This window comes from Streptomyces sp. NPDC002838, assembly GCF_040295365.1.
Classification (GTDB): Bacteria; Actinomycetota; Actinomycetes; order Streptomycetales; family Streptomycetaceae; genus Streptomyces.
In genome coordinates this window covers 48,178-70,693 of record NZ_JBEOVF010000009.1, presented here as the reverse complement: position 1 = coordinate 70,693, position 22,516 = coordinate 48,178, and the positions used below count along the sequence as shown (strand labels likewise).

24 protein-coding genes, 1 tRNA gene and 1 pseudogene are annotated in these 22,516 nt (G+C 72.1%); 19 read left to right on the top strand and 7 right to left on the bottom strand.

Annotation, left to right across the window (positions count from 1 at the left end; genetic code table 11):
* Positions 1-29: 29 nt before the first annotated feature.
* From ABT063_RS14525 to ABT063_RS14515, 3 genes are all read left to right on the top strand, one after another.
* Positions 30-908, top strand: coding sequence for an SDR family oxidoreductase (locus ABT063_RS14525; protein WP_351057625.1), 879 nt, complete (start codon positions 30-32; stop codon positions 906-908).
* Positions 909-973: 65 nt separating this feature from the next.
* Positions 974-2,170 carry a polysaccharide pyruvyl transferase family protein gene (locus ABT063_RS14520; protein WP_351057624.1) on the top strand — a complete coding sequence of 399 codons (1,197 nt, stop codon included), beginning with the start codon at positions 974-976 and terminating at the stop codon, positions 2,168-2,170.
* Positions 2,171-2,240: 70 nt separating this feature from the next.
* Complete coding sequence (locus ABT063_RS14515; RefSeq protein ID WP_351057623.1) at positions 2,241-3,680, top strand: FAD-dependent oxidoreductase; 1,440 nt, start codon at positions 2,241-2,243, stop codon at positions 3,678-3,680.
* Between the two features lie 216 nt (positions 3,681-3,896).
* Here the strand turns inward: ABT063_RS14515 and glpK are convergent, their stop codons facing one another.
* Both glpK and ABT063_RS14505 read right to left on the bottom strand, forming a co-directional pair.
* The gene (gene glpK, locus ABT063_RS14510; RefSeq protein ID WP_351057621.1) at positions 3,897-5,411 is read right to left on the bottom strand and encodes a glycerol kinase GlpK; all 1,515 of its coding nucleotides are present in this window, start codon (positions 5,409-5,411) and stop codon (positions 3,897-3,899) included.
* A gap of 42 nt (positions 5,412-5,453) precedes the next feature.
* Complete coding sequence (locus ABT063_RS14505) at positions 5,454-6,221, bottom strand: IclR family transcriptional regulator (RefSeq protein ID WP_351057619.1); 768 nt, start codon at positions 6,219-6,221, stop codon at positions 5,454-5,456.
* Positions 6,222-6,365: 144 nt separating this feature from the next.
* Here ABT063_RS14505 and ABT063_RS14500 point away from each other — a divergent pair, with 144 nt between their 5' ends.
* On the top strand, positions 6,366-6,800 hold the full coding sequence (locus ABT063_RS14500) for an ATP-binding protein (protein ID WP_351057618.1): 435 nt from the start codon (positions 6,366-6,368) through the stop codon (positions 6,798-6,800).
* Between the two features lie 113 nt (positions 6,801-6,913).
* Here ABT063_RS14500 and ABT063_RS14495 read toward each other — a convergent pair.
* Positions 6,914-6,987 (bottom strand) — tRNA-Pro (locus tag ABT063_RS14495).
* 122 nt (positions 6,988-7,109) lie between these two features.
* On the opposite strand from ABT063_RS14495, the gene ABT063_RS14490 reads away from it, so the two are divergent.
* Together ABT063_RS14490 and cobF are read left to right on the top strand one after the other, a co-directional pair.
* Positions 7,110-7,628, top strand: coding sequence for a DUF309 domain-containing protein (locus ABT063_RS14490; protein ID WP_351057617.1), 519 nt, complete (start codon positions 7,110-7,112; stop codon positions 7,626-7,628).
* A gap of 271 nt (positions 7,629-7,899) precedes the next feature.
* Positions 7,900-8,673: a precorrin-6A synthase (deacetylating) gene (gene cobF / locus ABT063_RS14485; protein WP_351057616.1), complete on the top strand. Its 774-nt coding sequence runs from the start codon at positions 7,900-7,902 to the stop codon at positions 8,671-8,673.
* A gap of 23 nt (positions 8,674-8,696) precedes the next feature.
* Here cobF and ABT063_RS14480 read toward each other — a convergent pair whose 3' ends face one another.
* Entirely contained in the window at positions 8,697-9,443 is a 747-nt protein-coding gene (locus tag ABT063_RS14480) for a cobalt-precorrin-6A reductase (RefSeq protein WP_351057615.1), read from the bottom strand.
* An 85-nt stretch (positions 9,444-9,528) separates the two neighbouring features.
* On the opposite strand from ABT063_RS14480, the gene ABT063_RS14475 reads away from it, so the two are divergent.
* Positions 9,529-10,323 carry an HAD-IIA family hydrolase gene (locus ABT063_RS14475; RefSeq protein ID WP_351057614.1) on the top strand — a complete coding sequence of 265 codons (795 nt, stop codon included), beginning with the start codon at positions 9,529-9,531 and terminating at the stop codon, positions 10,321-10,323.
* A 20-nt stretch (positions 10,324-10,343) separates the two neighbouring features.
* Here the strand turns inward: ABT063_RS14475 and ABT063_RS14470 are convergent, their stop codons facing one another.
* Positions 10,344-11,117, bottom strand: coding sequence for a sulfite exporter TauE/SafE family protein (locus ABT063_RS14470; RefSeq protein ID WP_351057613.1), 774 nt, complete (start codon positions 11,115-11,117; stop codon positions 10,344-10,346).
* A gap of 135 nt (positions 11,118-11,252) precedes the next feature.
* Between ABT063_RS14470 and ABT063_RS14465 the strand changes: the two genes are divergently transcribed.
* From ABT063_RS14465 to ABT063_RS14440, 6 genes are read left to right on the top strand one after another with little or no spacing between them, the layout of a single operon-like run.
* Positions 11,253-12,062, top strand: a complete 810-nt coding sequence (locus ABT063_RS14465; RefSeq protein WP_351057612.1) for an alpha/beta hydrolase — start codon at positions 11,253-11,255, stop codon at positions 12,060-12,062.
* Positions 12,063-12,094: 32 nt separating this feature from the next.
* A complete protein-coding gene (locus ABT063_RS14460; RefSeq protein WP_351057611.1) occupies positions 12,095-12,385 on the top strand; it encodes a WhiB family transcriptional regulator in 291 nt (96 codons plus the stop codon).
* Positions 12,382-12,864, top strand: coding sequence for a Dps family protein (locus ABT063_RS14455; protein ID WP_351057610.1), 483 nt, complete (start codon positions 12,382-12,384; stop codon positions 12,862-12,864). Before ABT063_RS14460 ends, ABT063_RS14455 begins: the two co-directional genes overlap by 4 nt.
* A 42-nt stretch (positions 12,865-12,906) precedes the next feature.
* Positions 12,907-13,239, top strand: a complete 333-nt coding sequence (locus ABT063_RS14450; RefSeq protein WP_351057609.1) for a DUF3140 domain-containing protein — start codon at positions 12,907-12,909, stop codon at positions 13,237-13,239.
* Positions 13,236-13,883 carry an endonuclease gene (locus tag ABT063_RS14445; RefSeq protein ID WP_351057608.1) on the top strand — a complete coding sequence of 216 codons (648 nt, stop codon included), beginning with the start codon at positions 13,236-13,238 and terminating at the stop codon, positions 13,881-13,883. Before ABT063_RS14450 ends, ABT063_RS14445 begins: the two co-directional genes overlap by 4 nt.
* A gap of 45 nt (positions 13,884-13,928) precedes the next feature.
* The gene (locus tag ABT063_RS14440) at positions 13,929-14,735 is read left to right on the top strand and encodes an SAM-dependent methyltransferase (protein ID WP_351057607.1); all 807 of its coding nucleotides are present in this window, start codon (positions 13,929-13,931) and stop codon (positions 14,733-14,735) included.
* A 770-nt stretch (positions 14,736-15,505) separates the two neighbouring features.
* Here the strand turns inward: ABT063_RS14440 and ABT063_RS14435 are convergent.
* The gene (locus ABT063_RS14435; protein ID WP_351057606.1) at positions 15,506-16,657 is read right to left on the bottom strand and encodes a sensor histidine kinase; all 1,152 of its coding nucleotides are present in this window, start codon (positions 16,655-16,657) and stop codon (positions 15,506-15,508) included.
* A gap of 161 nt (positions 16,658-16,818) precedes the next feature.
* Between ABT063_RS14435 and ABT063_RS14430 the strand changes: the two genes are divergently transcribed.
* The 6 genes and pseudogenes from ABT063_RS14430 (at position 16,819) to ABT063_RS14405 (ending at position 21,353) form a co-directional block, all read left to right on the top strand.
* Positions 16,819-16,950 carry a hypothetical protein gene (locus ABT063_RS14430; RefSeq protein ID WP_351057605.1) on the top strand — a complete coding sequence of 44 codons (132 nt, stop codon included), beginning with the start codon at positions 16,819-16,821 and terminating at the stop codon, positions 16,948-16,950.
* A gap of 12 nt (positions 16,951-16,962) precedes the next feature.
* Positions 16,963-17,859 (top strand): annotated as a pseudogene (locus ABT063_RS14425) (FtsX-like permease family protein); the annotation flags it as partial.
* 281 nt (positions 17,860-18,140) lie between these two features.
* The gene (locus ABT063_RS14420; protein ID WP_351057604.1) at positions 18,141-18,836 is read left to right on the top strand and encodes a response regulator; all 696 of its coding nucleotides are present in this window, start codon (positions 18,141-18,143) and stop codon (positions 18,834-18,836) included.
* A gap of 122 nt (positions 18,837-18,958) precedes the next feature.
* On the top strand, positions 18,959-19,813 hold the full coding sequence (locus tag ABT063_RS14415) for a hypothetical protein (RefSeq protein WP_351057603.1): 855 nt from the start codon (positions 18,959-18,961) through the stop codon (positions 19,811-19,813).
* 110 nt (positions 19,814-19,923) lie between these two features.
* The gene (locus ABT063_RS14410) at positions 19,924-20,736 is read left to right on the top strand and encodes an SAM-dependent methyltransferase (protein ID WP_351057602.1); all 813 of its coding nucleotides are present in this window, start codon (positions 19,924-19,926) and stop codon (positions 20,734-20,736) included.
* An 80-nt stretch (positions 20,737-20,816) separates the two neighbouring features.
* Positions 20,817-21,353, top strand: coding sequence for an NUDIX hydrolase family protein (locus ABT063_RS14405; protein WP_351057601.1), 537 nt, complete (start codon positions 20,817-20,819; stop codon positions 21,351-21,353).
* Positions 21,354-21,392: 39 nt separating this feature from the next.
* On the opposite strand, the gene ABT063_RS14400 is transcribed toward ABT063_RS14405, so the two are convergent.
* Positions 21,393-22,514, bottom strand: coding sequence for an aldehyde dehydrogenase family protein (locus ABT063_RS14400; protein ID WP_351057600.1), 1,122 nt, complete (start codon positions 22,512-22,514; stop codon positions 21,393-21,395).
* Positions 22,515-22,516: the final 2 nt, after the last annotated feature.

Sequence of the window (22,516 nt, the reverse complement as noted above, 5' to 3'; positions counted from 1 at the left end):
TGGGACCGCGACGCAGAGGGAGCAGAGCCGTGACCGCACCACAGCACCCCGCCGAGCGCCACCCGAGCCCCGAGTTCCCGGCCCAGGACCAGCCGCATCCCGGCTGGACCGGCCCCATGGACCCGCCCCCGGACCACGGGGAGGAGTCCTACCGGGGCAGCGGACGCCTGGCGGGCCGCAGGACCGTGATCACCGGCGGGGACTCGGGAATCGGCCGGGCGGTGGCCCTGGCATTCGCCCGCGAGGGCGCCGACGTGCTCTTCACGTACCTGGACGAGGAGAAGGACGAGGCGCGGGAAACCGCCCGGTGGGTGGCGGACGCGGGCCGGCGCGCCGTGCCGGTCGCCTGCGACATCCGCGAGGAGGCCAACTGCCGCGCCCTGGTGGACCAGGCCGTCCGGGAGTTCGGCCGGATCGACGTGCTGGTGAACAACGCGGCGTACCAGATGTCGCAGCCCGACGGCATCGAGGCCATCTCCACCGAGCAGTTCGACCGTGTGCTGCGCACCAACCTGTACGGCATGTTCTGGCTGTCGAAGTTCGCCCTGGAGCACATCCCCGAGGGCGGCAGCATCATCAACTCCACGTCGGTGCAGGCCTACCAGCCCAGTCCCCACCTGCTGGACTACGCGATGACCAAGGGGGCCATCGTGACCTTCACGCAGGGGCTGGCCCAGATGCTGGTCGACCGGGGCATCCGCGTCAACGCGGTCGCGCCGGGTCCGGTGTGGACGCCGCTGATCCCCGCGACGATGCCGGACACGGTGAAGTTCGGCAAGCAGTCGCCTCTCGGCCGCCCGGCACAGCCCGCCGAGATGGCGCCCGCCTATGTCTTCCTGGCCTCTCAGGAGGCGTCCTTCATCACCGCGGAGATAGTGAACGCGACGGGCGGGACGCCGCTGCCCTGAATTGCGACTGACTGTTCGAGATGGGTCTACTTGGGGTGCGACCCCCACATGACGGGAGCTCACGGATGACATCTGCCCCACCGCATCCGCGCCCCGCCGGCCCGGGTCCGCGCATCGGCGTGCTCGGTTCGTACGGCGGCTTCAACATCGGTGACGAGTCGATCCTGGCCTCCGTCCTCGGCTGTCTGCGCGCCCACCGTCCGCAGGCCCGGCTGGTCGTCCTCAGCCGCGACGCCGAGCACACCCGCGCCCACGTCCGCGAGGCCGACGAGGTGGTCGACTGGGAGGGCGTCAGCCGCAACCGGGTGCACGACACGCTGGCCTCCCTGGACGTGCTCGTGCTGGGCGGCGGCGGCATCCTCTACGACGGCGAGGCGCGCCGCTATCTGCGGCTGGTGCGCGCCGCGCAGGAACGCGGCATCCGCACCTTCGCCTATGCCGTCGGCGCCGGCCCGCTGCGGGAGCCGGAGGACCGGGAGGCGGTGCGCGATGTGCTGGCGGACATGGACGACGTCGTGGTGCGGGACGAGGAGTCCCGGCTCGTCCTGGAGGAGGTCGGCGTCGAGCGCGAGATCACGGTCACCGCCGATCCGGCGCTGCTGCTGGAGCCGGAGCCGTTCACCGACCGGATGATGCGCAACGAGGGCGTGCCCGCCCACGGCCGGCTGGTGGGCATGTCGGTGCGGGAGCCGGGCCGGGCGGCGGAGAAGCTGGACGAGGGCGACTACCACGCGCTGCTCGCCGACGTCGCGGACTTCCTCGTCCGCCGGCTCGACGCGCATGTGGTGTTCCTGCCGATGGAACGCCACGACGTGCGGCACGCGCACGCCGTGCTGTCCCACATGACCGCACCGGACCGGGGACGGATCCTGCACGGCGCCTACAGTCCGGGACAGCTCCTCGGTTTCATGCGCCACCTGGATCTGGCCGTCGGCATGCGTCTGCACTTCGTGATCTTCGCCGCGCTCTCCGGCCTGCCGGTCCTGCCGCTGCCCTACTCCGGCAAGGTCTTCGATTTCGCCCGCCGCATCGGCGCACCGGCCCTGGTGGGGGTGGCGCGGGAGCAGGCCGGGCTGCTGCTGGCCGAGGTGGACCGGCTCTGGGACGAGTATCCGCAGCGCCGCGCGGACCTGCGGTCCCGGGTGCGCGAGCTGTGCGGGCTCGCCGCGGAGACCTGCGCCCGGTGCGGAACGCTCCTCGACGACATCGGGGGCAGCCCGGATCCGGACACCGCGCCGGAGGCCCGCCCGCTCAGCGCGTGAGGCCACGTGTGAAGCCTGAGACAAAGTCTGGGACGAACCCTGACACGAAGCCTCCGGGAGACGAACAAGGATGCCGATCCTCGAAGAACCCCGAGAGCCCCGTACGGTCACGCTGCCGCCGCGGCCCGCCCGGCACGGTGGCCGGACCGACGTCCTCGTGGTCGGCGGCGGGCCCGCCGGATGCGCCGCGGCGGTCGCCGCGGCCGACGCCGGGGCCGATGTCGTCCTCGTCGAGCGCTACGGCTTCCTCGGCGGCAACGCCACCGTCGCCCTGGTGATGCCGCTGATGTCCTTCCACAACGAGCACCGGCAGGCCGCGTTCACCGAGTCCGGCGAGGACACCCGGCTGCTGCCCACCGACCACGGCGAGGGCGAGCCGGTGGTCGCCGGCGTGCTGTGGCGGCTGCTGGACCGGCTCACGGAACGCGGCGGCTGCGTCCCGCCTTCCCTGGAGACCGGCTACACGGTGCCGTTCGACCCGGAGGTCTTCAAGCTGGTCCTGCTCGACCTGCTGGACGAGGCGGGGGTACGGATGCTGTGCCACGCCTTCGCCTCGGGCGCGCTGCCGCTCGACGACGGCTGGCGGGTGGTGTTCGAGACCAAGTCCGGTCCGGTGGTGATCGACGCCGACGTCGTGGTGGACGGCACGGGGGACGGCGATGTCGCCGCCGCGTGCGGGGCGCCGTACGAGATCGGCCGGCCGGAGGACGGGCTGGTGCAGCCGATGACGCTGATGTTCCGCGTCGCGGACTTCGCCCAGCCGCGGTTCGCCGAGTACGTGCGGGCGCATCCCGACCAGTGGCGCGGCGTGCACGGCCTGTGGGACCTCGTACGGCAGGCCACGGCGGACGGCGAGCTCGAGCTGCCGCGCGAGGATGTGCTGTTCTTCGGCACCCCGCATCCGCGCGAGATCAGCGTGAACAGCACGCGGGTGACCAGGGCGCTCGGCACGGACGTCTGGGACCTGACCCGCGCCGAGTACACGGCCCGCCGCCAGCTGTCGGAGATCGACCGCTTCCTGCGCACGCACGTGCCGGGTTTCGAGGAGGCGTACGTGGTGCAGAGCGGCAGCCACATCGGCGTACGCGAAACCCGTCGCGTGCTCGGCGACTACCGGCTGACCGGGCACGACATCCTGGCCGCGAGCGCCTTCCCGGACGTGGTCGCGCACGGCGCCTACCCGGTCGACATCCACAACCCGCGCGGCACCGGCACCGTCCTCAAGCGGGTGCCCGCGGGCCGCTTCTACGACATCCCGCTCCGCTGTCTGCTGCCGCGCGGGACCGACCGGCTGCTGGTGGCCGGCCGCTGCATCTCGGGTACGCACGTGGCGCACTCCTCCTACCGGGTCATGCCCATCGCGATGGCGACCGGCCAGGCGGCGGGCGCGTGCGCGGCCCTGGCCGTACGCCTGGGACGCGCTCCGCGCGAGATACCGCACGGCCTCGTCCAGGAGGAACTGCTCCGGCAGGGCGCCCACCTGCGGGCAGGCGTGCCGGCGGCGGGCTGACGGGGTCTGTGCGGCTTCCAACCGAAAGGCCGCCTAGGATCTCTCCGAAACGGCCACTGACCTGCGCCTTCCAACAAGGTGGCGTGCTGCTCCACCCTTGTCATCGGGTGAGCCCTCGTCACCGCGAGGGCTCACCCGCAAGCTGGGACTGGCACCGTCGCCGAATGTCTCGACCGCCGGGTACTCGCCCTGCTCACCAGCCCGTGGGCCGACACGTCACGCGCGCTTCGGCGGCTGGATCCACCCCAGGGACCGCTCGACGGCTCGCTTCCAGCATGCGTACTCCCACTCTCGCCGTCCGGGGTCCATGTCCGGCAGCCACTGGGCGGCCCGGTGCCAGTTGCGGCGCAGGACCTCCAGATCCGGCCAGTAGCCGGACGCCAGGCCGGCGGCGTAGGCCGCGCCCAGCGACACCGTCTCGGCGACCAGGGGCCGTACCACGGGAACGTCGAGCACGTCGGCCAGGAACTGCATGAGCAGGTTGTCGGATGTCATGCCTCCGTCCACCTTGAGTTGCTTCAGGGCGAGCGCGGAGTCGGCGTTCATGGCGTCGACGACCTCTCGCGTCTGCCAGCCGGTGGCCTCCAGGACCGCTCGGGCCAGATGGCCCTTCGTGATGTACGACGTGAGGCCGACGATGACGCCTCGGGCGTCGCTGCGCCAGTGGGGTGCGAACAGACCGGAAAACGCGGGGACGATGTAGCAGCCACCGTTGTCCTCGACGGTGCGCGCCAGCGTCTCGATCTCGGGTGCGCTGTTGATCAGGCCCAGACGGTCGCGGAACCACTGGACCAGCGAGCCCGTGACGGCGATGGGGCCTTCCAGAGCGTAGACCGTGGGCCGGCCCGTGATCTTGTACGCGACGGTGGTGAGAAGCCCGTGCCTGGACCGCACGACGTCGGTGCCGGTGTTCATCATCAGGAAGCTACCGGTCCCGTAGGTGCACTTCGCCTCGCCGGGCGAGAAGCAGGTCTGTCCGAACAGAGCCGCCTGCTGGTCACCGAGGGCGGCCGTGATGCGCACGCCCGGGAGCACCGAGCGGGCCTCGCCGTAACTCTCGGCCGAGGACCGGATCTCCGGCAGCATCGGGCGCGGGACCCCGAAGAAGTCCATCAGCGCTTCGTCCCAGGTCAGCTTCCGGATGTCGAGGAGCATGGTGCGGCTGGCGTTGGTGGCGTCGGTGATGTGCAGGCCGCCGTCCGTGCCACCGGTGAGATTCCAGATCAGCCAGCTCTCCATCGTGCCGAACAGCACCTCGCCGTCCCGGGCACGCTGCTCCAGCCCGTCGACGTGGTCGAACAGCCAGCGGATGCGGGGCGCGGAGAAGTAGGTCGAAGGGGGGAGGCCGCAGTGTTCGAGGAAGAACTCGTCTCCGGGCTGTTTCCTCAGGTCCTCCACGAGCGGGGCGGTGCGGGTGTCCTGCCAGACGATCGCCCTGCCCAGCGGGGCTCCTGTCCGCCGGTCCCAGAGCACCGTCGTCTCGCGCTGGTTGGCGATCCCCATGGCCGAGATCTGTCCCGCGTCTATACGGGCGTTCGACAGTGCCTCGGGTACGACGCGCTGGAGATTGCGCCAGATCTCGACGGCGTCGTGCTCGACCCAGCCGGGCCGGGGAAAGTACTGCTGGTGCTCCCGCTGGGCGACCGACACCAGCCGCCCGCCGTGGTCGAACAGGATGCAGCGGGTGGAGGTGGTGCCCTGGTCGATGGACATCACATACCGTTCAACCATGATCGGCCCTGCCTTCCGATGCGTCGCGGAGGTGCTGGGGACCTACCAGCGGGCCGCGCCCAGGTCTCTGGAGATCGCTCGTGCCGCCTCCCGCAGCACGGTGATCAGGGCCGGCTGGGGCCGGCCTTTGGTGTCGCAGATCCGCTCGACGGCGCCGGACACTCCGATCGCGCCCACCACGAGACCGCCCTGTCCTCGGATCGGCGCGGCGATTCCGGCTTCGCCCATGCTCATTTCCTGCACCTCAGCGCCCCAGCCGAGCTCCCGTATCTCGCCGAGCGCCCGGTTGAGCTCCTCCGGGTGGACCAGGGTGTGCCGGGTGTACGCCTCCGGCTCGGCCTCCGTCAAGGTGGCGATGGGCGTGGCTCCGAAGGCCAGAAGGACCTTGCCGAGCGAGGAGGCGTGCAAGGGCAGCAGCGCGCCGACGTCCAGGCTCTGGAGGGTGTCGTCCGGCCGGAAGACGTGGTGGATGACGAGCACCTTGCCCTCCAGGGGCGTGCCCAGTCGGACGGCCTCCCCGCTGCGGGCGGCCAGGGCATCGGCCCAGTTGATGGACCGCGAACGCAGTTCATTGACGTCGAGGTAACTGGTGCCGAGGTGCAACAGAGCCGCCCCGAGCTGGTATTTTCCGGTCGCCGGGTCCTGCTCCACGAAGTCCACGTGTTGCAGGGTGCGCAGAATTCCATGCGCGGTGCCCTTGGCCAGCCCCAGCGACGACGCCACCTCCCCCAGCCCCAGCCGACGGGATCCGCCGGCGAGCAGGCGCAAGATCGCCGCTGCCCGCTCTATGGACTGGACTGGGCCGGCCATGAGGCGATGGTAGTCCGAGTTCTCCCGATTTGGGACTGCTGTTCGGTAATGCCGACCGGTGTTCGTTGACCGGTCGCATCCCCCTCCCTAGCGTGGGGTGTCACGCCCGCTCCATGGCCGACAGCACTTCCCTGAGGAGGACGCATGACTCCAGCGCAGCTCGACGCCGCGCCTTTCGGGGAAGTCGAGCACGTCTTTCCGCTGCCGCACGCTCCAGGAGCCGTCTCGGCCGTACGCCGACGCATACGTACGCTGCTCACCGACTGGAACCTGGCCGCGGACTTCGCCGAAGACGTGCTGCTGGTGGTCTCGGAGCTGCTCACCAATGCGATCGTCCACGCCCTGCCCCCGGCGACGCTGAGGCTCTCGCGCAGACAGGTGGAGCGGTGCAGAGCCGTACGCGTCGAAGTGACCGACATGGGGCCTGTGACCCCGGCAGGGCTGTCGACTTCCACTCACGACCCGGACGAGCACGGCCGGGGCCTCGGCATCGTCACCACGCTGGCGGCCCGGTGCGGCGTACGAGTGCACTCCGGCGGGACCAGCCGGTGGGCAGAGCTGGAGTTCGGCCGGAGTTGAGGCCGGCTCCGAGCAAAGGGGCCGGCGAACGGCATGCCCAACCCCGAATGCCGGAATCCGACTCACGCGAAAAGGGCCCCACAGGCTCTCGCCCGCGAAGACCCTTCGCACCGTCGGGACGACAGGATTTGAACCTGCGACCCCTTGACCCCCAGTCAAGTGCGCTACCAAGCTGCGCCACGTCCCGGTGCGCTTCCCACGGTGAACCGCAGGATCGCGCGAAGAGCACTTTACCCCACGTCGGGGGCCCGGCCGAAGCCGGTGGGGGCGGACGTGGGCCGGTGGCGAGGGGCGCGGGACAATCGGCGTATGGGCAGTGAATCCTCAGCACGGCGGGTCGACGCGCGGGACCGGGACGACGAGGGGCGGGCGCGCAACGCCCGGCCCCGGGACGGGCTGGGGCGGCCGCTGCCGTACGGCGCGGACGGGGTGGCCCGGCAGCCGGAGGGCGTGGTGCGCACCCCTGCGCAGACCGTCGCCGAGGCGCAGGAGCTGCTGGACGCGGGGAAGCCGTTCCACGCGCACGAGGTGTTCGAGGACGCCTGGAAGTCGGGCCCCGAGGAGGAGCAGGCCCTGTGGCGGGGGCTGGCCCAGCTGGCGGTGGGGCTCACGCACGCGGCCCGGGGGAACGTCATGGGAGGGGCGCGGTTGCTGCGGCGCGGGGCCGGGGCCGTCGAGGAGTGGGCGGCAGGCGAGCGGCAGCGGCCGTACGGGATGGATCTCGCGGGGCTGGTCGTGTGGGCGCGGGAGCTGGCGGGGGTTGTGGAGGAGGAGGGCGAGTCCGTGGACGCGGGGGCGCGGGCGCCGCGGCTGCGGGGAGCCTCTTAGGGGGCGACGCGCCTCTCGGCCGCATCCGGCGCGGATCACCTGCCCGCGCCGACCGGCGACCTGGCCCGTTCGGGAGCGGACCGCTTGCCCTCGCGGAGCATCCCCGCCACATGCGGCTCCCGGCGCCCGGCCGAGTGGGTCGCGTGGGCAGCGGCGAGCGCGCACGCGGACGCCTGCGTCGTGCACGGCCTCGTCGCGGGAAGCGGCGCGTCACGCCGGTCGGCGCCACCGCGGTGTCCTCGCTGTCAGTGCCGTACGGCAGACTCGGGGCGTGCGGAAGATTCATGTCATCGGTATCGGCGCGGGCGACCCCGACCAGCTGACCCTTCAGGCGGTCAAGGCCCTGCGGAGCACGGACGTGTTCTTCGTCCTGGACAAGGGCGAGGTGAAGGCGGACCTCGTGCGGCTGCGCCGGGACATGCTCGACGCGCATGTGCCGCAGGGGACGTACCGCGTGGTCGAGGCGCGCGACCCGGAGCGCGACCGGGCCGCCGGCGGCGCCGCGTACTCGCCGGCCGTCGGCGACTGGCGCAGCGCCCGCGCGGACATCTACGAGCGGCTGATCGCCGAGGAGCTGGGGGAGGACGAGAGCGGCGCGTTCCTGGTGTGGGGGGATCCCGCGCTGTACGACAGCACGCTCGGGATCCTGGAGGAGCTCCTCGACCGGGGCGCGGTGGACTTCGCGTACACCGTCGTGCCGGGCATCAGCAGTGTCTCGGCGCTCGTCGCCCGTCATCGCACCGGACTCAACCGAGTGGCGCGGCCCGTGCAGATCACCACCGGCCGGCGCCTCGCCGAGGGCTTCCCCGAGGGCGTGGACGACGTGGTCGTGATGCTCGACGCCCACCAGACCTTCCGGCGGTACGCCGACGAGGACATCGACATCTACTGGGGCGCCTATATCGGCACCCCGGACGAGATCCTCGCCGCCGGTCCGATCGCCGAGGCAGCCCCTCGCATCGAGCGGCTGCGCGCCGAGGCCCGGGAGCGCAAGGGCTGGATCATGGACACGTATCTGCTGCGCCGTCATCCGAAGGATCAGTAGGCCTCGCTGCGCGGGCGGGCGTCCTAGGGAGAGTTGAGACCGAGCCTCGCCAGAACCGATGCGACGTCGGGGACCGCGGTCACGCCTTCCGGGAGCGGCGGCCGTCGTACGACCACGACGGGCAGCGCGAGTTCACGCGCGGCCGTCAGTTTCGCCGCCGTCGCCTCTCCCCCGCTGTCCTTGGTCACCAGGACGTCGATGCAGTGGTCGTAGAGCAGCGTCGACTCGTCGGCGAGCGTGAACGGTCCGCGGGCGAGGAGTACTTCGGTGTGCGGCGGCATCGGGGGCGTGGGCAACTCCACCGATCGTACGACGAAGTGCAGGTCCGTCAGATGCGCGAAGGCCGCAAGGCCCATGCGTCCCGTGGTCAGGAACACCCGTCGGCCGAGCCGCGGCAGCAGGTCCGCGGCCGTGCTCAGCGACGTGACCATGTGCCAGCGGTCCTCGGGGCCGGGCCGCCAGCCCGGGCGGCGCAGCACGACCAGCGGCAGCCTGGTCGCGGCAGCGGCCCGCGCGGCGTTCGCGGTGATCACCTCGGCGAAGGGATGCGTGGCGTCGACGAGGGCGTCCACGCGCTGTTCGCGCAGCCAGTCGGCCAGCCCCTCCGCGCCGCCGAAACCGCCGATCCGCACGTCCCCCGTGATCACGCCCGGCCGGGCCACACGCCCGGCGAGCGAGGTGGTGACACGGAGACCGCGGCGAGCCGCGAGTACGGCGGCCAGTTCGCGGGCCTCGGCGGTGCCGCCGAGGATGAGGACGTGCGAAGGCATGGCGCCGAGCCTACGAGGCCCGGACGGGGGACGGAACGCCGGGTCCAGGCCGCCTTCCGGGGCAAGCGGCGGCTATCGTCCGGGCATGGAATCCGTGCGTGCCGTGCTCATCGACATCGACGGGGTGCTCACCGTCTCGTGGCGGCCGTTGCCGGGGGCGGTCGAGGCGTTGCGGGACATCCGGGAGGCCGGTCTCGCGGTTGCCCTCGTCACCAACACGACGTCCCGCACGCGGGCGTCGATCGCCGCGACGCTGGAGGACGCCGGGTTCCCCGTGGCCGCGGAGGACATCCTGACCGCGCCCGCCGTCACCGCCGCCCATCTCGCCGAGCACTGGCCCGGCGCACGCTGTGTGTTGCTCAACAGCGGTGACATCCGGGAGGACCTCGGGGACGTCACCCTCCTCGACCCGGCCGACACTGACGGCGAGGCGGATGTCGTGGTCGTCGGCGGGGCCGGGCCGGAGTTCGGCTACGCGGCGCTCGACGGGGCCTTCCGCCACCTCCAGCGCGGTGCCCGGCTGGTGGCGATGCACCGCAATCTGTACTGGCGGACCGAGGACGGACTGCGGCTCGACTCGGGCGCGTTCCTGATCGGCCTGGAGCAGGCCGCGCGTACGGAGGCCGAGGTCACGGGGAAGCCGTCGCCCGCGTTCTTCGGGGCGGCGCTGGCGCACCTCGGGGCCGGCCCCGACGAGGCCGTGATGGTCGGGGACGACATCGAGTCCGACGTCCTGGCGGCGCAGGACGCCGGGATCACGGGGGTGCTGGTGAAGACCGGCAAGTACCTGCCGGAGACGCATCGGGCCGCCCGGGGCACGCCCGATCACGTGATCGACTCCTTCGCGGACCTGCCCGCGCTGCTGGGTCGATCCACCTAGCGCGGTAGCAGTCGCGGGAACTAGCGCAGGAGCAGTTGCAGGCCGCCCAGCACCGTAGCCGCGATCACCAGCTGTTCGAACAGCCGCTGGTTGATCCTGTTCACAGCCCATTTGCCGAGAAACGCGCCCGGCACGACGAACGCCACGAGCGCCGCGTCGAGGAGCAGCGAGCGGCCGTCGATCAGGCCGAGACCCGCGCTGAAGGGCACTTTGGACACGTTGACGATCAGGAAGAAGAAGGCGGAGGTGCCGAGGAAACCGAGCTTGCGGAAGCCGGCCGAGAGGAGATACATCGACATCACCGGGCCGCCCGCGTTGGCGACCATGGTGGTGAAGCCGCCGAGGACACCGTACGAACGGGCCTTGAGGCGGCCCGCGCGGGTGACGACCGCGTCCGGCTCGTCCTCCGCGTCGGCCGCACGGCGGCGCCACACCGTGACCGCCGCCATCAGCAGCAGGATCGCCCCGATCGACGTCCGTACGATCTCGTCGTCCGCCCACACCAGGAACAGCGTGCCGACGACCACGCCCACCGCGACCGCCGGGAACAGCCGCCACAGCGTCGGCCAGTGCGCGTGCCGCCGGTAGGTGAGCACGGCGAGGACATCCCCGGCGATCAGGACCGGCAGCAGGACACCGGTGGAGGCGCGGGCGGGCAGCACGGCGGCGAAGATCGCCAGGCTGACCGTGTTGGCCCCGCTCACGGCGGTCTTGGAGAAACCGACGAGCAGGGCGGCGAAGGCGAGGGCGGCGAACTCCCAGCCGGTGATGTGCCAGAGGGTCATCGTGTTCATGCGGAGACTGATGCTATGTGCAGCGAACCGGTGCCCGTAAGGAGCGTCTCGACAGGTGGCCCCTGGGCGTATGGACCCGTCGGCGACCGCCTGGGAAGATCCCTCGGAAGCCGCACCGACATCGCCGGAGGAGACATGGCCGACTCCCGTGAGTACGTCCTGCCTGGAACACGGGGCCCGATCACCGTGCGCGAATGGCCGGGCGAGCGGCCCCGGTACGTCGCGCTCGTCGTCCACGGGTACGGCGAACACGTCGGCCGCTACGAGGAACTGGCCGGCGTCCTGGTGGCGCACGGGGCGGCGGTGTTCGGGCCCGACCACATGGGGCACGGGAAGTCGACGGGCGAGCGTGTGCTGATCGAGGACTTCGAGGACGTGGTCACCGATGTGCGCGCCGTGGCCGAGCGGGCCCGGGCCGCGTATCCGGGCGTGCCGGTCGTGATGGTCGGGCACTCCATGGGCGGTCTGATCGCGGCCCGCTATGCCCAGCGGTACGGCGACGGTCTCGCCGCGCTGGTGCTGTCGGGGCCGGTGATCGGCGCCTGGGAGCTGCCGGGGCGGCTGCTCGCGCTCGACGAGATCCCCGACACCCCGATCAGCCCGGCCTCGCTCTCCCGCGACCCGGCGGTCGGGGCGGCTTACGCGACGGATCCGCTGGTGTGGCACGGGCCGATGAAGCGGCCGACGGTTCAGGCGTTCGCGCGGACCCTGGAGACCGTGTCCAAGGGCGGCGACCTCGGCCGGCTTCCGCTGCTGTGGCTGCACGGCGACGACGACCGGCTGGTGCCGCTCGCCGGGAGCCGTGTCGGCATCGAGGAGATCAGCGGCGGGATGCTGACCGAGCGGATCCATGCGGGTGCCCGGCACGAGGTGTTCAACGAGACGAACAAGGCGGAGGTCTTCGCGGACGTGACGCACTTCCTGGACGGCGTTCTCGCAGGCTGAGAGGGCCCGGGAGGGCTTCACGGGCGCTGTGTTTGCACCGGTTCGCCCTGGGCACCCGCGCCCGCATGGAGTGGTTGCGGCGAGCGGCCTGCGTGGGTGAGGACCCCGAGTTGTTCTTCCCCGTGGGCACCGAAGGACCGGCGCTGCGGGACATCGCGGCGGCCAAGCGCATCTGTGCTCGCTGCCCGGTGATCAGCCCGTGCCTGGACTTCGCGCTGGACGGCGGGCCGACGTCGGGTGTGTGGGGCGGGACCTGTGAGGAGGAACGCGACGCACTGCTCCGTACCGCCAGAGACGACGCCAGAAGGAGAAGCACGGTATGACTGTTGTGAAGAGCACGATTCCCGACTCGGCCCGTCAGGTCGTCGGGGATGCGCTGCAGAGCACTCTGGTGGATCTTCTCGGGCTCTCCCTCACCGGGAAGCAGGCGCACTGGAACCTCGTGGGGCCGCGCTTCAGGTCGATCCACCTGCAACTCGACGAACTGGTCTCGGCCGCACGCGAGTTCTCCGACACGGTCGCGGAGCGCGCGGCGGCGCTCGGCATGCCGCCCGACGGGCGGCCCGAGACGATCGCGTCGGCGTTCACGCTGCCGGGCCCGAAGGACGGCTGGGTGCGGGACAACGACGTCGTCGAGGTGATGGTCGAGGCCCTGGAGGCGGCCATCGGGCGACTGCGCGAGCGCATCGAGGCGACCGACGAGGCCGATCGGGTCACCCAGGACCTGCTGATCACCGTCACCGCGGAGCTGGAGAAGCAGCGCTGGATGTTCGACGCGGAGAACTGGCCCAAGGAGGGCTGACCGGCGCCCGGTCCGAGCACATACGTACGGAAGGGGCACGCGATGACCGACGCCCTCGAACTCGACGCGCTGTGGGAGGACTTCCACCGCGTGGTGAACATGACCTCGCAGGAGCTGGCCGCCTGGCTGCGGGTGAGCGACGCCGACGAGACCGTGGAGCCGCTGCCGGACCAGGCGGGCACGCCCACGGGGCAGCACGTCCTGGCGATTCTGCAGAAGCGGCGCACGGATCTCACCGAGGACGACATCCGCACGATGCAGGAGGTCGTCGACACCGTCACCGCGCAGACGGACGTGGAGAACGAGCCCGAGGCCGAGGAGACGCGCCGTCGGCACCGGCTGATGACGCTCGGCCACGACCCGCTGAAGCCATGAGCAGCAGAGAGAGAGTGGTGCGGGAGCTCGTCGGCGCCCACGGGCAGACCTTCGCCGAGGAGGCGGGCATCAAGCTGAAGGACACCCCGCAGCCCCTGTACCGACTGCTGGTCCTGGCGCACCTGCTCAGCGCCCGCATCCGTGGCTCGATCGCCGTCGACACCGCCCGCGAGCTGTACGAGGCCGGGATGAGCGATCCGCGCCGTATGGCCGACGCGAGCTGGCAGGAGCGCGTGGACGCTCTCGGCCGCGGCGGCTACCGGCGCTACGACGAGCGTACGGCCAGCCAACTCGGCGACGAGGCCGAGCTGTTGACCGAGCGGTGGGGCGGGGACCTGCGGCGGATGCGCAGGGAGGCGGACGGCAAGGTCTCCGAACTGCGCCGGATGATTAAGGAGATGCCCGGGCTGGGCCCGGCCGGCGCCGACATCTTTCTGCGCGAGGTCCAGCGGGTGTGGCCGGAAGTGGCGCCGTACCTGGACGACAAGGCGCTGAAGGGTGCGGAACGCCTGGGCCTGCCCAAGGACCAGGACCGGCTGGTCGAACTCGCCGGGGACACCGAACCGGCCGTGCTCGCCGCGGCGTTGGTGCGGGCCGCGCTGGACAAGGAGGTGGCCGAAGACTGTCTCCGCCGCGCCGGATGATCGTGCCAGACTGCTGGCACGCACCGGCGAACAGAGGAGCACCGCGTGACCGAGACCGAGTCGGCAGGCCGTCGCATCGACACGAGCAGGCCGCATCCGGCCCGGGTCTACGACTGGTTCCTCGGCGGTAAGGACAACTACCCCGTCGACGAGGAACTCGGCCGCCGGATCACCTCGATGCAGGCCGACGCTCCGCGGCACGCGCGCGCCAACCGCCGGTTCATGGAACGCGCCACACGTGTCGTTCTGCGGGAGACGGGGATCCGCCAGTTCCTCGACATCGGCTCCGGCATCCCCACCGAGCCCAACCTCCACCAGATCGCCCAGTCCGTGGCACCGGACGCGCGTGTCGTGTACGTCGACAACGACCCGATCGTCCTCGCTCACGCGAAGGCCCTGCTGCACGGCACCCCCGAGGGCGCCACGCGGTACGTCCAGGCCGACGCGCGCGAGCCCGAGCGGATTCTCGAAGGGGCCGCGTCCGTCCTCGACTTCGACCGGCCCGTCGCCCTGTCACTGATCGCGCTCCTGCACTTCGTCGCCGACGAGGACGGCGCCCACGAGCTGGTGGACACGCTGGTCGACGCGCTGACGCCGGGCAGTTGCCTGGTCCTGTCCGCGATGACGGCGGACTTCGACCCGGAGAACGTGCGCAAGGGCATCGCGGCGTACACGGCGAGCGGGGTGACGCTCGTCGCACGCTCGCACGCCGAAATAGGCCGCTTCTTCAAGGGACTTGATCTGATGGAGCCGGGGATCGTGTCCCTGACGGACTGGCACCCCTCGGCGGGCGAGGACGCGGAGGAGGGCGGCCCTGTGTCGCTGTACGGCGCGGTCGGCATCAAGCGATGACTCCGCTCGGCCCCGGGTAGGGGCGTTCCTTGGCCTGACCGCCCGTAGGTGACGAGCAGGAAGTCGACGTCGGTGCCCGGCATGCGGCCGATCCGGCGCTCCGGGCCGGCGGCGAGGGCGGCGAACGCGTGCTGCGTCCCGGGGCGCGCACGACTCATAGCTCCCGCCGTGTCGCCCGCACCCACCGTCCCTGGGCGCGGGCCGTCGTGCGACGCCCGCCGCCGCGCCCGCGAGCAACGCGGCGGCGGTGAGCCCGGCGCATCGCCGGGCGCCGGCGCCCCGGCTCATCAGGCGTGGGTGGCGCCCGGCGCCTCGGGCGTGGGCGGCGCCCCGGCCCATCGGTAGTGGGCGGCGCCCGGCACCTCGGACGTCGGTGGCGCCCGGCTCCTCGGGCGTGGGCGGCGCCCCGGCCCATCGGTAGCGGATCGCACCCGGCGCCTTGGGCCTGGGTGGCGCCCCGGCCCATCGGTAGTGGGCGGCGCCCAGCTCCTCGGGCCTAGGTCGCGTCCGACCCATCGAGCGTGGGTCGCGCACCGGCCCGGGGACCGGGCCCGCCGCCATCGCCGGAGGCGGAGCGGCCTCCGCGCGCCCGACGGCGCCCCGGCGGAGACGCCGAGCGCCGGTCGTGATGGCGTACGGCGTGCTCAGCGACGGCCGGCACGTTCCGGCCCGCGTTGAACAGTCGCGTCCGGGGCGGAAGGGTCCGGCCTGGCCCCGGTGCTGCGCGCCGACGGCCTGCGCGGCGGCCTGCTCGCCCGCGCGCGAGGCGCTCAGGCCGGGAAGACCGCCCGGACCTCCCACCCGTGGCCGATGAGCGGGCCCGCGTGCAGGTCGCCGCCCAGGGCGGTCACCCGCTCCTTCAGGCCGACGAGGCCGAAGCCGCCGCCGTGGGCTGCGTCCGGCAGCTGGCTGCCGCCCCGGCCGTCGTCCGCCACCGACACCTCCAGGCGGCCCGCCTCGTACCACAGCCGGACGGTGACCTGTGTGGCGTCGCCCGCGTGCCGCCGTACGTTCGTCAGCGCCTCCTGGACGACCCGGAAGGCCGCCGCCTGCACCTCGTGCGGGAGGTCGTCCGGCACGGTGGCGTCGCGGAGCAGGGAAACCTTCTGGATCGGGCTCGCGAAGCCGTCGGTCAGGCCGGCGATGCCCGCGAGGTCACCGACCGGCCTGCGGTCGGCCTGTTCGGTGCCGGTGTCGCGCAGCACGCCGACCGTGCGGCGCATCGACGCCAGCGCCTCCGTCGCCGCGTGTTCGATGCCCGCCAGCACGGAGTCGAGGTCCTCGGGCCGGGACGTCGCCATCATGCGGGCCACCTGGGTCTGCACCAGGATCCCGGTCACGTGGTGGGCGACGAAGTCGTGCAGGTCGGCGGCGATGGCCAGGCGTTCGGACCGGCGGGTCTCGCTGACGGCGACGGTCCTGCGGTAGTCCATGGAGCGCAGATATGCGGCGAACCCGACGGTGAGACCGATCAGGACCAGCCCGATCAGCATGAAGCCCATCATGGTGTCCGGCATGCCGCGCAGGGCCCGCACCGGCAGGGCCAGGACGGCGGCGCCGTCCAGCGCGGCGCACATCACGACCCAGCGGCGCGAACAATGCCGTACGGCGACGAACAGCAGGCACAGCAGGATCACCAGCTCGCCCGGGCCGAACAGGGCCTCCGGGTACGGCACCGAGGCCACGGTGTAGAGGCCGGAGGCCACGGCCGGTACGACGGTACGCACCTGCGGCGTGAGCCAGGAGGGACGGTGGCCGGCCGGCCACAGGACCGCGACGGCGCCGATCAGCAGCACGGCGGCCACCGGCCAGATACCGGGTTCGTCGTTGCCGGCCGCGTAGGCCAGGTCGACGAGCGCCGCCCCGGCGAGGGCTCCGATGCCGAAGCCGCGGGCCAGGCCCCGGAGGGAAACGGACTTCATGCCGCTCACGGTATGCGGCGCCGACGGCGGCGGGATCGGCCGAACGGTCGAGGCGCCATCGCCTGAAGCCTGACCGTTCAGCCGAGGCGCGCGCCCGTGCCCGCGGGCGAGGGTGGAGCCACTTCCTCCCCTCCGACCCGCAGCACCCTCAGGAGTACGTGATGCAGTGCAAGTTCCTCGTCGGAGCCACACTCACCTGCTCCGGCAAGAAGAGCGACGGCGAGCCCGTCGAGATCCCCGTCGCCGTGGTCAAGGCCACGGCCGACTCCATCACCTGGAAATTCGAGCGCTAGAAGAGGACCGGTTCGGGTGCGCTCGCCTACGTGGAGCTGCCCGCCCTGGCCCGGATCCCGTACGGCATCGGCACCTGGTACACCGGCCAGCTGTGGGTGGGCCTGCCGTGGTTCGCGGCCGTGGCGGCGGCGGTGACCGCGCTCATCACCGTCAGCGCGGTGTCGATGCTGCGCCAGGTGGCGACGTCACCCCTGGGCGTCGCCCAGCAGGCAAACGCGCGCCGCACCCGCTGGATCCGGTTCGTCGCCTTCGCGGCTGCTCTGCTGTACGTCTTTCAGTCCGCGGGCAGCGGTGATCTGACGCCTCGCCAGGCACTCGCCCTGCTGGTGCTGTTCTACGGCGCGTTCTGGCTGTTCGGCCCGTGGGTCGTGGACCGGCTGGGCCGGATCGTGGGCCGCTACGCCCGCCGCCCGGCGACCCTGCTGGCCGCGCGCCGCCTCAGCGACGACCCGCGCGGCGCCTAGCGCACGGTCAGCGGTCTGGTGCTCGCCGGGTTCGTGGCCGGGTTCTTCTCCGTCAGCCAGCTGGGCATGGAGGGCTCGCGGTACCAGGGCCAGGTCGCGGTGGTCACCGCGGACGCAGCGCAGGCACGGCAGGCCAACGTCCTCGACCGGCGGCGCGTCTACGGTCTGCTGCGGCTGGCCGGCACCCCGTTGAAGGCACTGGACCGGGCCAGGCTCCGTGAGACGGTCCTCCCGCTGGTCGTCCTGGCCGGCGGCACCACCGGGATGGGCGTCTACGGCTCCTACAAGCTCAACCAGGCGGCCGACGTCGGGATCGACACCACCGGCGCCCTGCAACTGGCCGCCTGTGTGGTCCTCGGCGCACTGGCGATGTTCGCCGCGATCGGCGCCAGCAGGCCGCTGCTGCGGAAGGTGACGGCCGATCCGGCCCAGACCGCCGACTGACCACGCCGACTGGCCACTGTCGGCTGGCCACTGTCGACCGACGACTGCCGACAGACCTCCGTCGACAGACCACCGCCAACGGACCCAGCGTCACCGACCACCGCCAACCGACCACCGCCGACGGACCCAGCGTCACCGACCACCGCCAACCGACGACTGTCCACAGACCACGGCCGACCGACCACCGCCACTGACCACCGCCAACCGACCACCGCCGCGACGGCCCGCCGCAATAGCCGGCGGGCCGTCGTCCCGTACACGCCCTGAGGCATGATCGAGCCATGACGAGCCCCACCCCGCCCGGCGCGCCCATCCGTGTCCTCATCGCCGACGACCAGGACATGGTCCGCACCGGTTTCCGGTTCTTCCTGGACGCACAGCCCGACATCACCGTGGTCGCCGAGGCCGCCGACGGCGAGACGGCCGTGGCGCTCGCCCGCGAGGTGCGGCCCGACGTGTGCCTGCTGGACATCCGGATGCCGAGGCTGGACGGGCTGGAGGCGACACGGCTGCTGGCGGGCCCGGACGTGCCCGACCCGATGCGGGTGGTCGTGGTCACCACGTTCGACCTCGACGAGTACGTGTACGGGGCCCTGCGCGGCGGGGCGTGCGGGTTCCTGCTCAAGGACTCCGGGCCGACCCTCCTGGCGGAGGCGGTCCGCGCTGCCGCGGCCGGCGACTCGCTGGTGTCCCCCTCGGTCACCGTCCGCCTGCTCAAGCACGTCACCGAGTCCCCGCGGCAGGCCGCCCCACGCCGCCCCGCGCCGCCGACCGAGCCCCTCACCGAGCGCGAGCTCGAGGTGGTCCGGCTGGTCGCTCTGGGCCGCACGAATGCCGAGATCGCCGCAGAGTTGTACGTCTCCCTCTCCACGGTCAAGACGCACCTGTCCAGCGTCCAGCTCAAGCTGGCCGCGCGGAACCGAGTCGAGATCGCGGCCTGGGTCTGGCAGCAGGGGCAGGCGCAGCCAGGGGCGTGAAGGGCCGGGAGGGCCCGGGAATTGGTCAGCGGCTCACCCGAACAGTCCGGTGCGCTGGTGCGCCGCGGGGGCCGATGGTGCGCTGAGGGCACGTACCGCGATGCTCTCAGGAGGCTTCCGCCATGACCTGTCGTCCGTCCCTCCCCGTCCGGTTGTTCGCCTCGGCCCTCGCGGCGGGCGCGCTGTTGACCACGACGGCCTGCTCGGACGACGGCGGCGGTGGCGGTTCGGCAGCCTCGGACGTCGCCGCGTCGCCCACCGCCGAGAAGTCCCCGGCCGCCTCGCCCCTGGCCGCGCGGCAGACACCGACCCCCACCGCGACCGGCCGCCTCACCGTGGCGGGCGCGCGGGCCGCGTTGGTCACCGAGGCCGACCTCGAGGACGACTGGACACAGGTCCGGGACGCGGCCGCCTGGCGCGACACTCTGCTCATCGGGAGGGTCGACGTCGCGGACTTCCTGACCGCCAAGGCCGACGCCGCCGACTGCCAGAAGCTCCTCGACGCCCTCTTCGACGACGACCTGCTGGGCAAGCCGTCCGGGGCGTCCGCGCTCAGGGGCTTCCAGCAGGAGGACTCCCGCCTGCTCCACCAGGTCGCCGCCTATGACCGGGCCGCACTGGACTCCCGCCTGGCCTGGCTGGAGTCCCTGCCGGCGAAGTGCGACCAGTTCACCGCGACCAATGCCGCGGGCGAGCAGCGGACCGTGCAGGTGACCGAGACCTCGGTCCCGCAGACGGGCGACGCCCGGCAGGGCCTGCACGTGACGGTCCAGGGCACGGCGGCCGGCACGCCCGCCACGCTCACCCTCGACGTCGCCGCCGTACGCGTCGGCAGCGACGCTCTCACCGTCACCGCCGGCGGACTCGACGGGGACGAGGACGACTCCTTCGAGCGGGCGGTGACGCGGGGCACCCAGCGGCTGACGGACGTGCTGGCCGGCCGCACGCCCGCGGCGAACCCCGGCGAGTTCGACTGAGCTCCCCGCCAACAGGCCGCCCTCTTCCGCTCGGGCCGTTTCCGGGACAAGCTGATCATCGGACGGCACAATGGCGGCGACGGCCGCAGGCGCGAGCAAGGAGCGAAGACGTGAGCGAAAGCCACACCCGGTCAGGCGGGTCGGCAAGGCTGAACACCGGTGTGGCGCACAACGCCCGCGTCTGGAACTACTGGATCGGCGGCAAGGACAACTACGAGGTCGACCAGCAGGTCGGCGAGCACGTGGCCGGAATGTTCCCGATCATCCGGGAGATCGCCCGCGCTGACCGCTGGTTCCTGGGCCGGTCGGTGCGGTTCCTCGCCGAGGAGCAGGGGATACGGCAGTTCCTCGACATCGGCACCGGACTGCCGACGGTGGAGAACACCCACGAGATCGCCCAGCGGATCGCCCCCGACTCGCGCATCGTCTACGTCGACAACGACCCGATCGTGCTGGTCCACGCCCGGACCCTGCTGACCAGCACCTCCGAGGGCGTCACCGACTACATCGACGCCGATGTGCACGACCCGGACGCCATCCTCGAACGCGCCTCAGGGACCCTGGACTTCAGCAAGCCGGTCGCGGTGATGATGCTGGGCATCCTCAACTTCGTGCTCGACACCGAAGCGGCCCGGGACATCGCGCGCCGCGTGATGGCCACGGTGCCCCCGGGCAGCTATCTGGTCCTGACGCACCCCACCTTCGACGCCGACCTCGGCGGCGAGGGCCAGATCCCGGCCATGAAGTTCTGGAACGAGAATGCCACGCCGCCGATCACCGCCCGTAGCCGGGAGGACATCGCCGCGTTCTTCGACGGACTTCACTTGCTCGAACCGGGTCTGGTGTCGTGCTCGCAGTGGCGCGCCGAGCCCGGCACTCCCGCCGCGGTACCGCAGTTCGGCGGGGTGGCCGTCAAACACTGAGAGCGCTGATCGGTCTGAGAGGTCTGAGAGGTCTGAGAGCACAACCGCTTCACCGGCACTTCTGAAAGTATGATCAAGCAATGTCTGACATGACCGAAACCACGCCGGGTTGGCTGACGCCCGACGAGCTCGAAATGGCGCGCGCCCGCATGCCGATCCTGTACGTCGAGGCCGTGCCCGTGCGCGTCGACGACAGCGGCGAAGTCACCAGCATCGGAGTGCTGCTCCGCATCGGCCCGGACGGAACGGTCAGCCGGACCCTGGTGTCGGGCCGGGTGATGCACCACGAGCGCGTCCGCGACGCCCTCCTGCGGCACCTGGAGAAGGACCTCGGCCCGGTCGCCCTCCCCCGGGTTCCGTCCTCCCTGCAGCCCTTCACCGTGGCCGAGTACTTCCCGACCCAGGGGGTCACGCCGTACCACGACCCCCGCCAGCACGCGGTGTCCCTCGCCTATGTCGTGCCGGTGGCCGGCGACTGCCGCCCCCGGCAGGACGCCCTGGACCTGGTCTGGTTCAGCCCGCAGGAGGCCCTGTCGCCGGCGGTGCAGAGCGAGATGCCGGGCGGTCACGGGGTCCTGCTGAAGCAGGCGCTGGCGCATGTGGGCTGCGTGGTCTGAGGGCCCCGTAGTACGTGGGCCGGGCAGGCCGAGCTGCCGTCAGCCGTCGGATCGGTGCCGGTCCAGGTGCTGTCGGGCGGAGTCGTTGCGCCGCGTCGTGCCGGGCTCGCCGGTGTCGCGGTGCCACTCGACCACCAGCTCGTCCTTGGTGCCGAAGCGGACCAGGTGACGTCCGACGACGTCCTCCAGGAGGGCGAGGTGTCCGGCGTCGGACTCCACCGCGAGCAGCAGGGCGCCCTCGGTCGCGGTGAGGGAGCCGGTCCCGTTCGGGAAGACCAGGCGGCCCGCGCCGGTCTCCTCGTCCCAGCTGGTCTCGCTGCGCCGGCCGAGGTGGGAGGGGCGAGCCGGGCCGTACGTCCGGGGCCAGGACGACGGCATTGACGGAGTCGGCCTCGGCGTTGAACCGGACGGAGCGGGCCATGAGGTTCGGGTGCGTGCGCAGCGTCCCGGCGGTGGCGGCGAGCCGGTGAAGGAGAGCACGTCCTGTTTCCGGAGCAGACCGAGCGCGGGCCGCACCGAGCCGACGACCATCTGCGGGGTGCCGGGCGGCAGGACACCGGCGTCGGTGACGATCCGGACGAGCTGTGCGGTGAGGTACGCGGTGGGCGTGGCCGGCTTCACCACGCCGGGCACACCGGCCGGCACCGCCTGGGCCAGCTTCTCCAGCGGCGCCCAGACGGGGAAGCTGAAGGCGTTCACCTGGAGCATCAGGCCCGGGGAGGGCGTGCAGAGGTGGACGCCGAGGAAGTCCTCGCCCCGGGCCAGGCGTTCGGCGGGGCCCTCGACCAGGTACGGCGCGTCCGGCAGCTCGGCACGCGCCCGGTCCGCGTAGTCGCGCAGGACGCGGATGCCGCCGTCCACGTCGTACCGGGCGTCGGTCAGGGTGGCTCCGGCGCGGGCCGAGAGCGCGTACAGCTCCTCGCGGCGGGCGCGGACGGCGGCGGCGAGCGCGTCCAGGAGAGCGGCCCGCTGGTGGAAGGTCAGATCGCGCAGGGCCGGGCCGCCGACCCGTCGCGCGTGGGCGAACGCCCCCTCGACGTCGAGGTCTTCGGAGGAGACGTGGCAGACCAGGTCGCCGGTGACCGCGTCGCGTACATCGACCGCCGATTCCTCGGTGGCCGTGGGAGTGACCCAGGTGTCCTGGACATGGCTCTGGAGCATGG

What these genes read in the sequence shown, in the direction of transcription:
- ABT063_RS14520 (WP_351057624.1), top strand. Translation starts at nt 974, where the DNA reads ATGACATCTGCCCCACCGCATCCGCGCCCCGCCGGCCCGGGTCCGCGC.
- ABT063_RS14515 (WP_351057623.1), top strand. Translation starts at nt 2,241, where the DNA reads ATGCCGATCCTCGAAGAACCCCGAGAGCCCCGTACGGTCACGCTGCCG.
- glpK (WP_351057621.1), bottom strand. Translation starts at nt 5,411, where the DNA reads ATGGTTGAACGGTATGTGATGTCCATCGACCAGGGCACCACCTCCACC.
- ABT063_RS14505 (WP_351057619.1), bottom strand. Translation starts at nt 6,221, where the DNA reads ATGGCCGGCCCAGTCCAGTCCATAGAGCGGGCAGCGGCGATCTTGCGC.
- ABT063_RS14500 (WP_351057618.1), top strand. Translation starts at nt 6,366, where the DNA reads ATGACTCCAGCGCAGCTCGACGCCGCGCCTTTCGGGGAAGTCGAGCAC.
- ABT063_RS14490 (WP_351057617.1), top strand. Translation starts at nt 7,110, where the DNA reads ATGGGCAGTGAATCCTCAGCACGGCGGGTCGACGCGCGGGACCGGGAC.
- ABT063_RS14480 (WP_351057615.1), bottom strand. Translation starts at nt 9,443, where the DNA reads ATGCCTTCGCACGTCCTCATCCTCGGCGGCACCGCCGAGGCCCGCGAA.
- ABT063_RS14475 (WP_351057614.1), top strand. Translation starts at nt 9,529, where the DNA reads ATGGAATCCGTGCGTGCCGTGCTCATCGACATCGACGGGGTGCTCACC.
- ABT063_RS14470 (WP_351057613.1), bottom strand. Translation starts at nt 11,117, where the DNA reads ATGAACACGATGACCCTCTGGCACATCACCGGCTGGGAGTTCGCCGCC.
- ABT063_RS14465 (WP_351057612.1), top strand. Translation starts at nt 11,253, where the DNA reads ATGGCCGACTCCCGTGAGTACGTCCTGCCTGGAACACGGGGCCCGATC.
- ABT063_RS14455 (WP_351057610.1), top strand. Translation starts at nt 12,382, where the DNA reads ATGACTGTTGTGAAGAGCACGATTCCCGACTCGGCCCGTCAGGTCGTC.
- ABT063_RS14450 (WP_351057609.1), top strand. Translation starts at nt 12,907, where the DNA reads ATGACCGACGCCCTCGAACTCGACGCGCTGTGGGAGGACTTCCACCGC.
- ABT063_RS14445 (WP_351057608.1), top strand. Translation starts at nt 13,236, where the DNA reads ATGAGCAGCAGAGAGAGAGTGGTGCGGGAGCTCGTCGGCGCCCACGGG.
- ABT063_RS14435 (WP_351057606.1), bottom strand. Translation starts at nt 16,657, where the DNA reads ATGAAGTCCGTTTCCCTCCGGGGCCTGGCCCGCGGCTTCGGCATCGGA.
- ABT063_RS14430 (WP_351057605.1), top strand. Translation starts at nt 16,819, where the DNA reads ATGCAGTGCAAGTTCCTCGTCGGAGCCACACTCACCTGCTCCGGCAAG.
- ABT063_RS14420 (WP_351057604.1), top strand. Translation starts at nt 18,141, where the DNA reads ATGACGAGCCCCACCCCGCCCGGCGCGCCCATCCGTGTCCTCATCGCC.
- ABT063_RS14415 (WP_351057603.1), top strand. Translation starts at nt 18,959, where the DNA reads ATGACCTGTCGTCCGTCCCTCCCCGTCCGGTTGTTCGCCTCGGCCCTC.
- ABT063_RS14405 (WP_351057601.1), top strand. Translation starts at nt 20,817, where the DNA reads ATGTCTGACATGACCGAAACCACGCCGGGTTGGCTGACGCCCGACGAG.
- ABT063_RS14400 (WP_351057600.1), bottom strand. Translation starts at nt 22,514, where the DNA reads ATGCTCCAGAGCCATGTCCAGGACACCTGGGTCACTCCCACGGCCACC.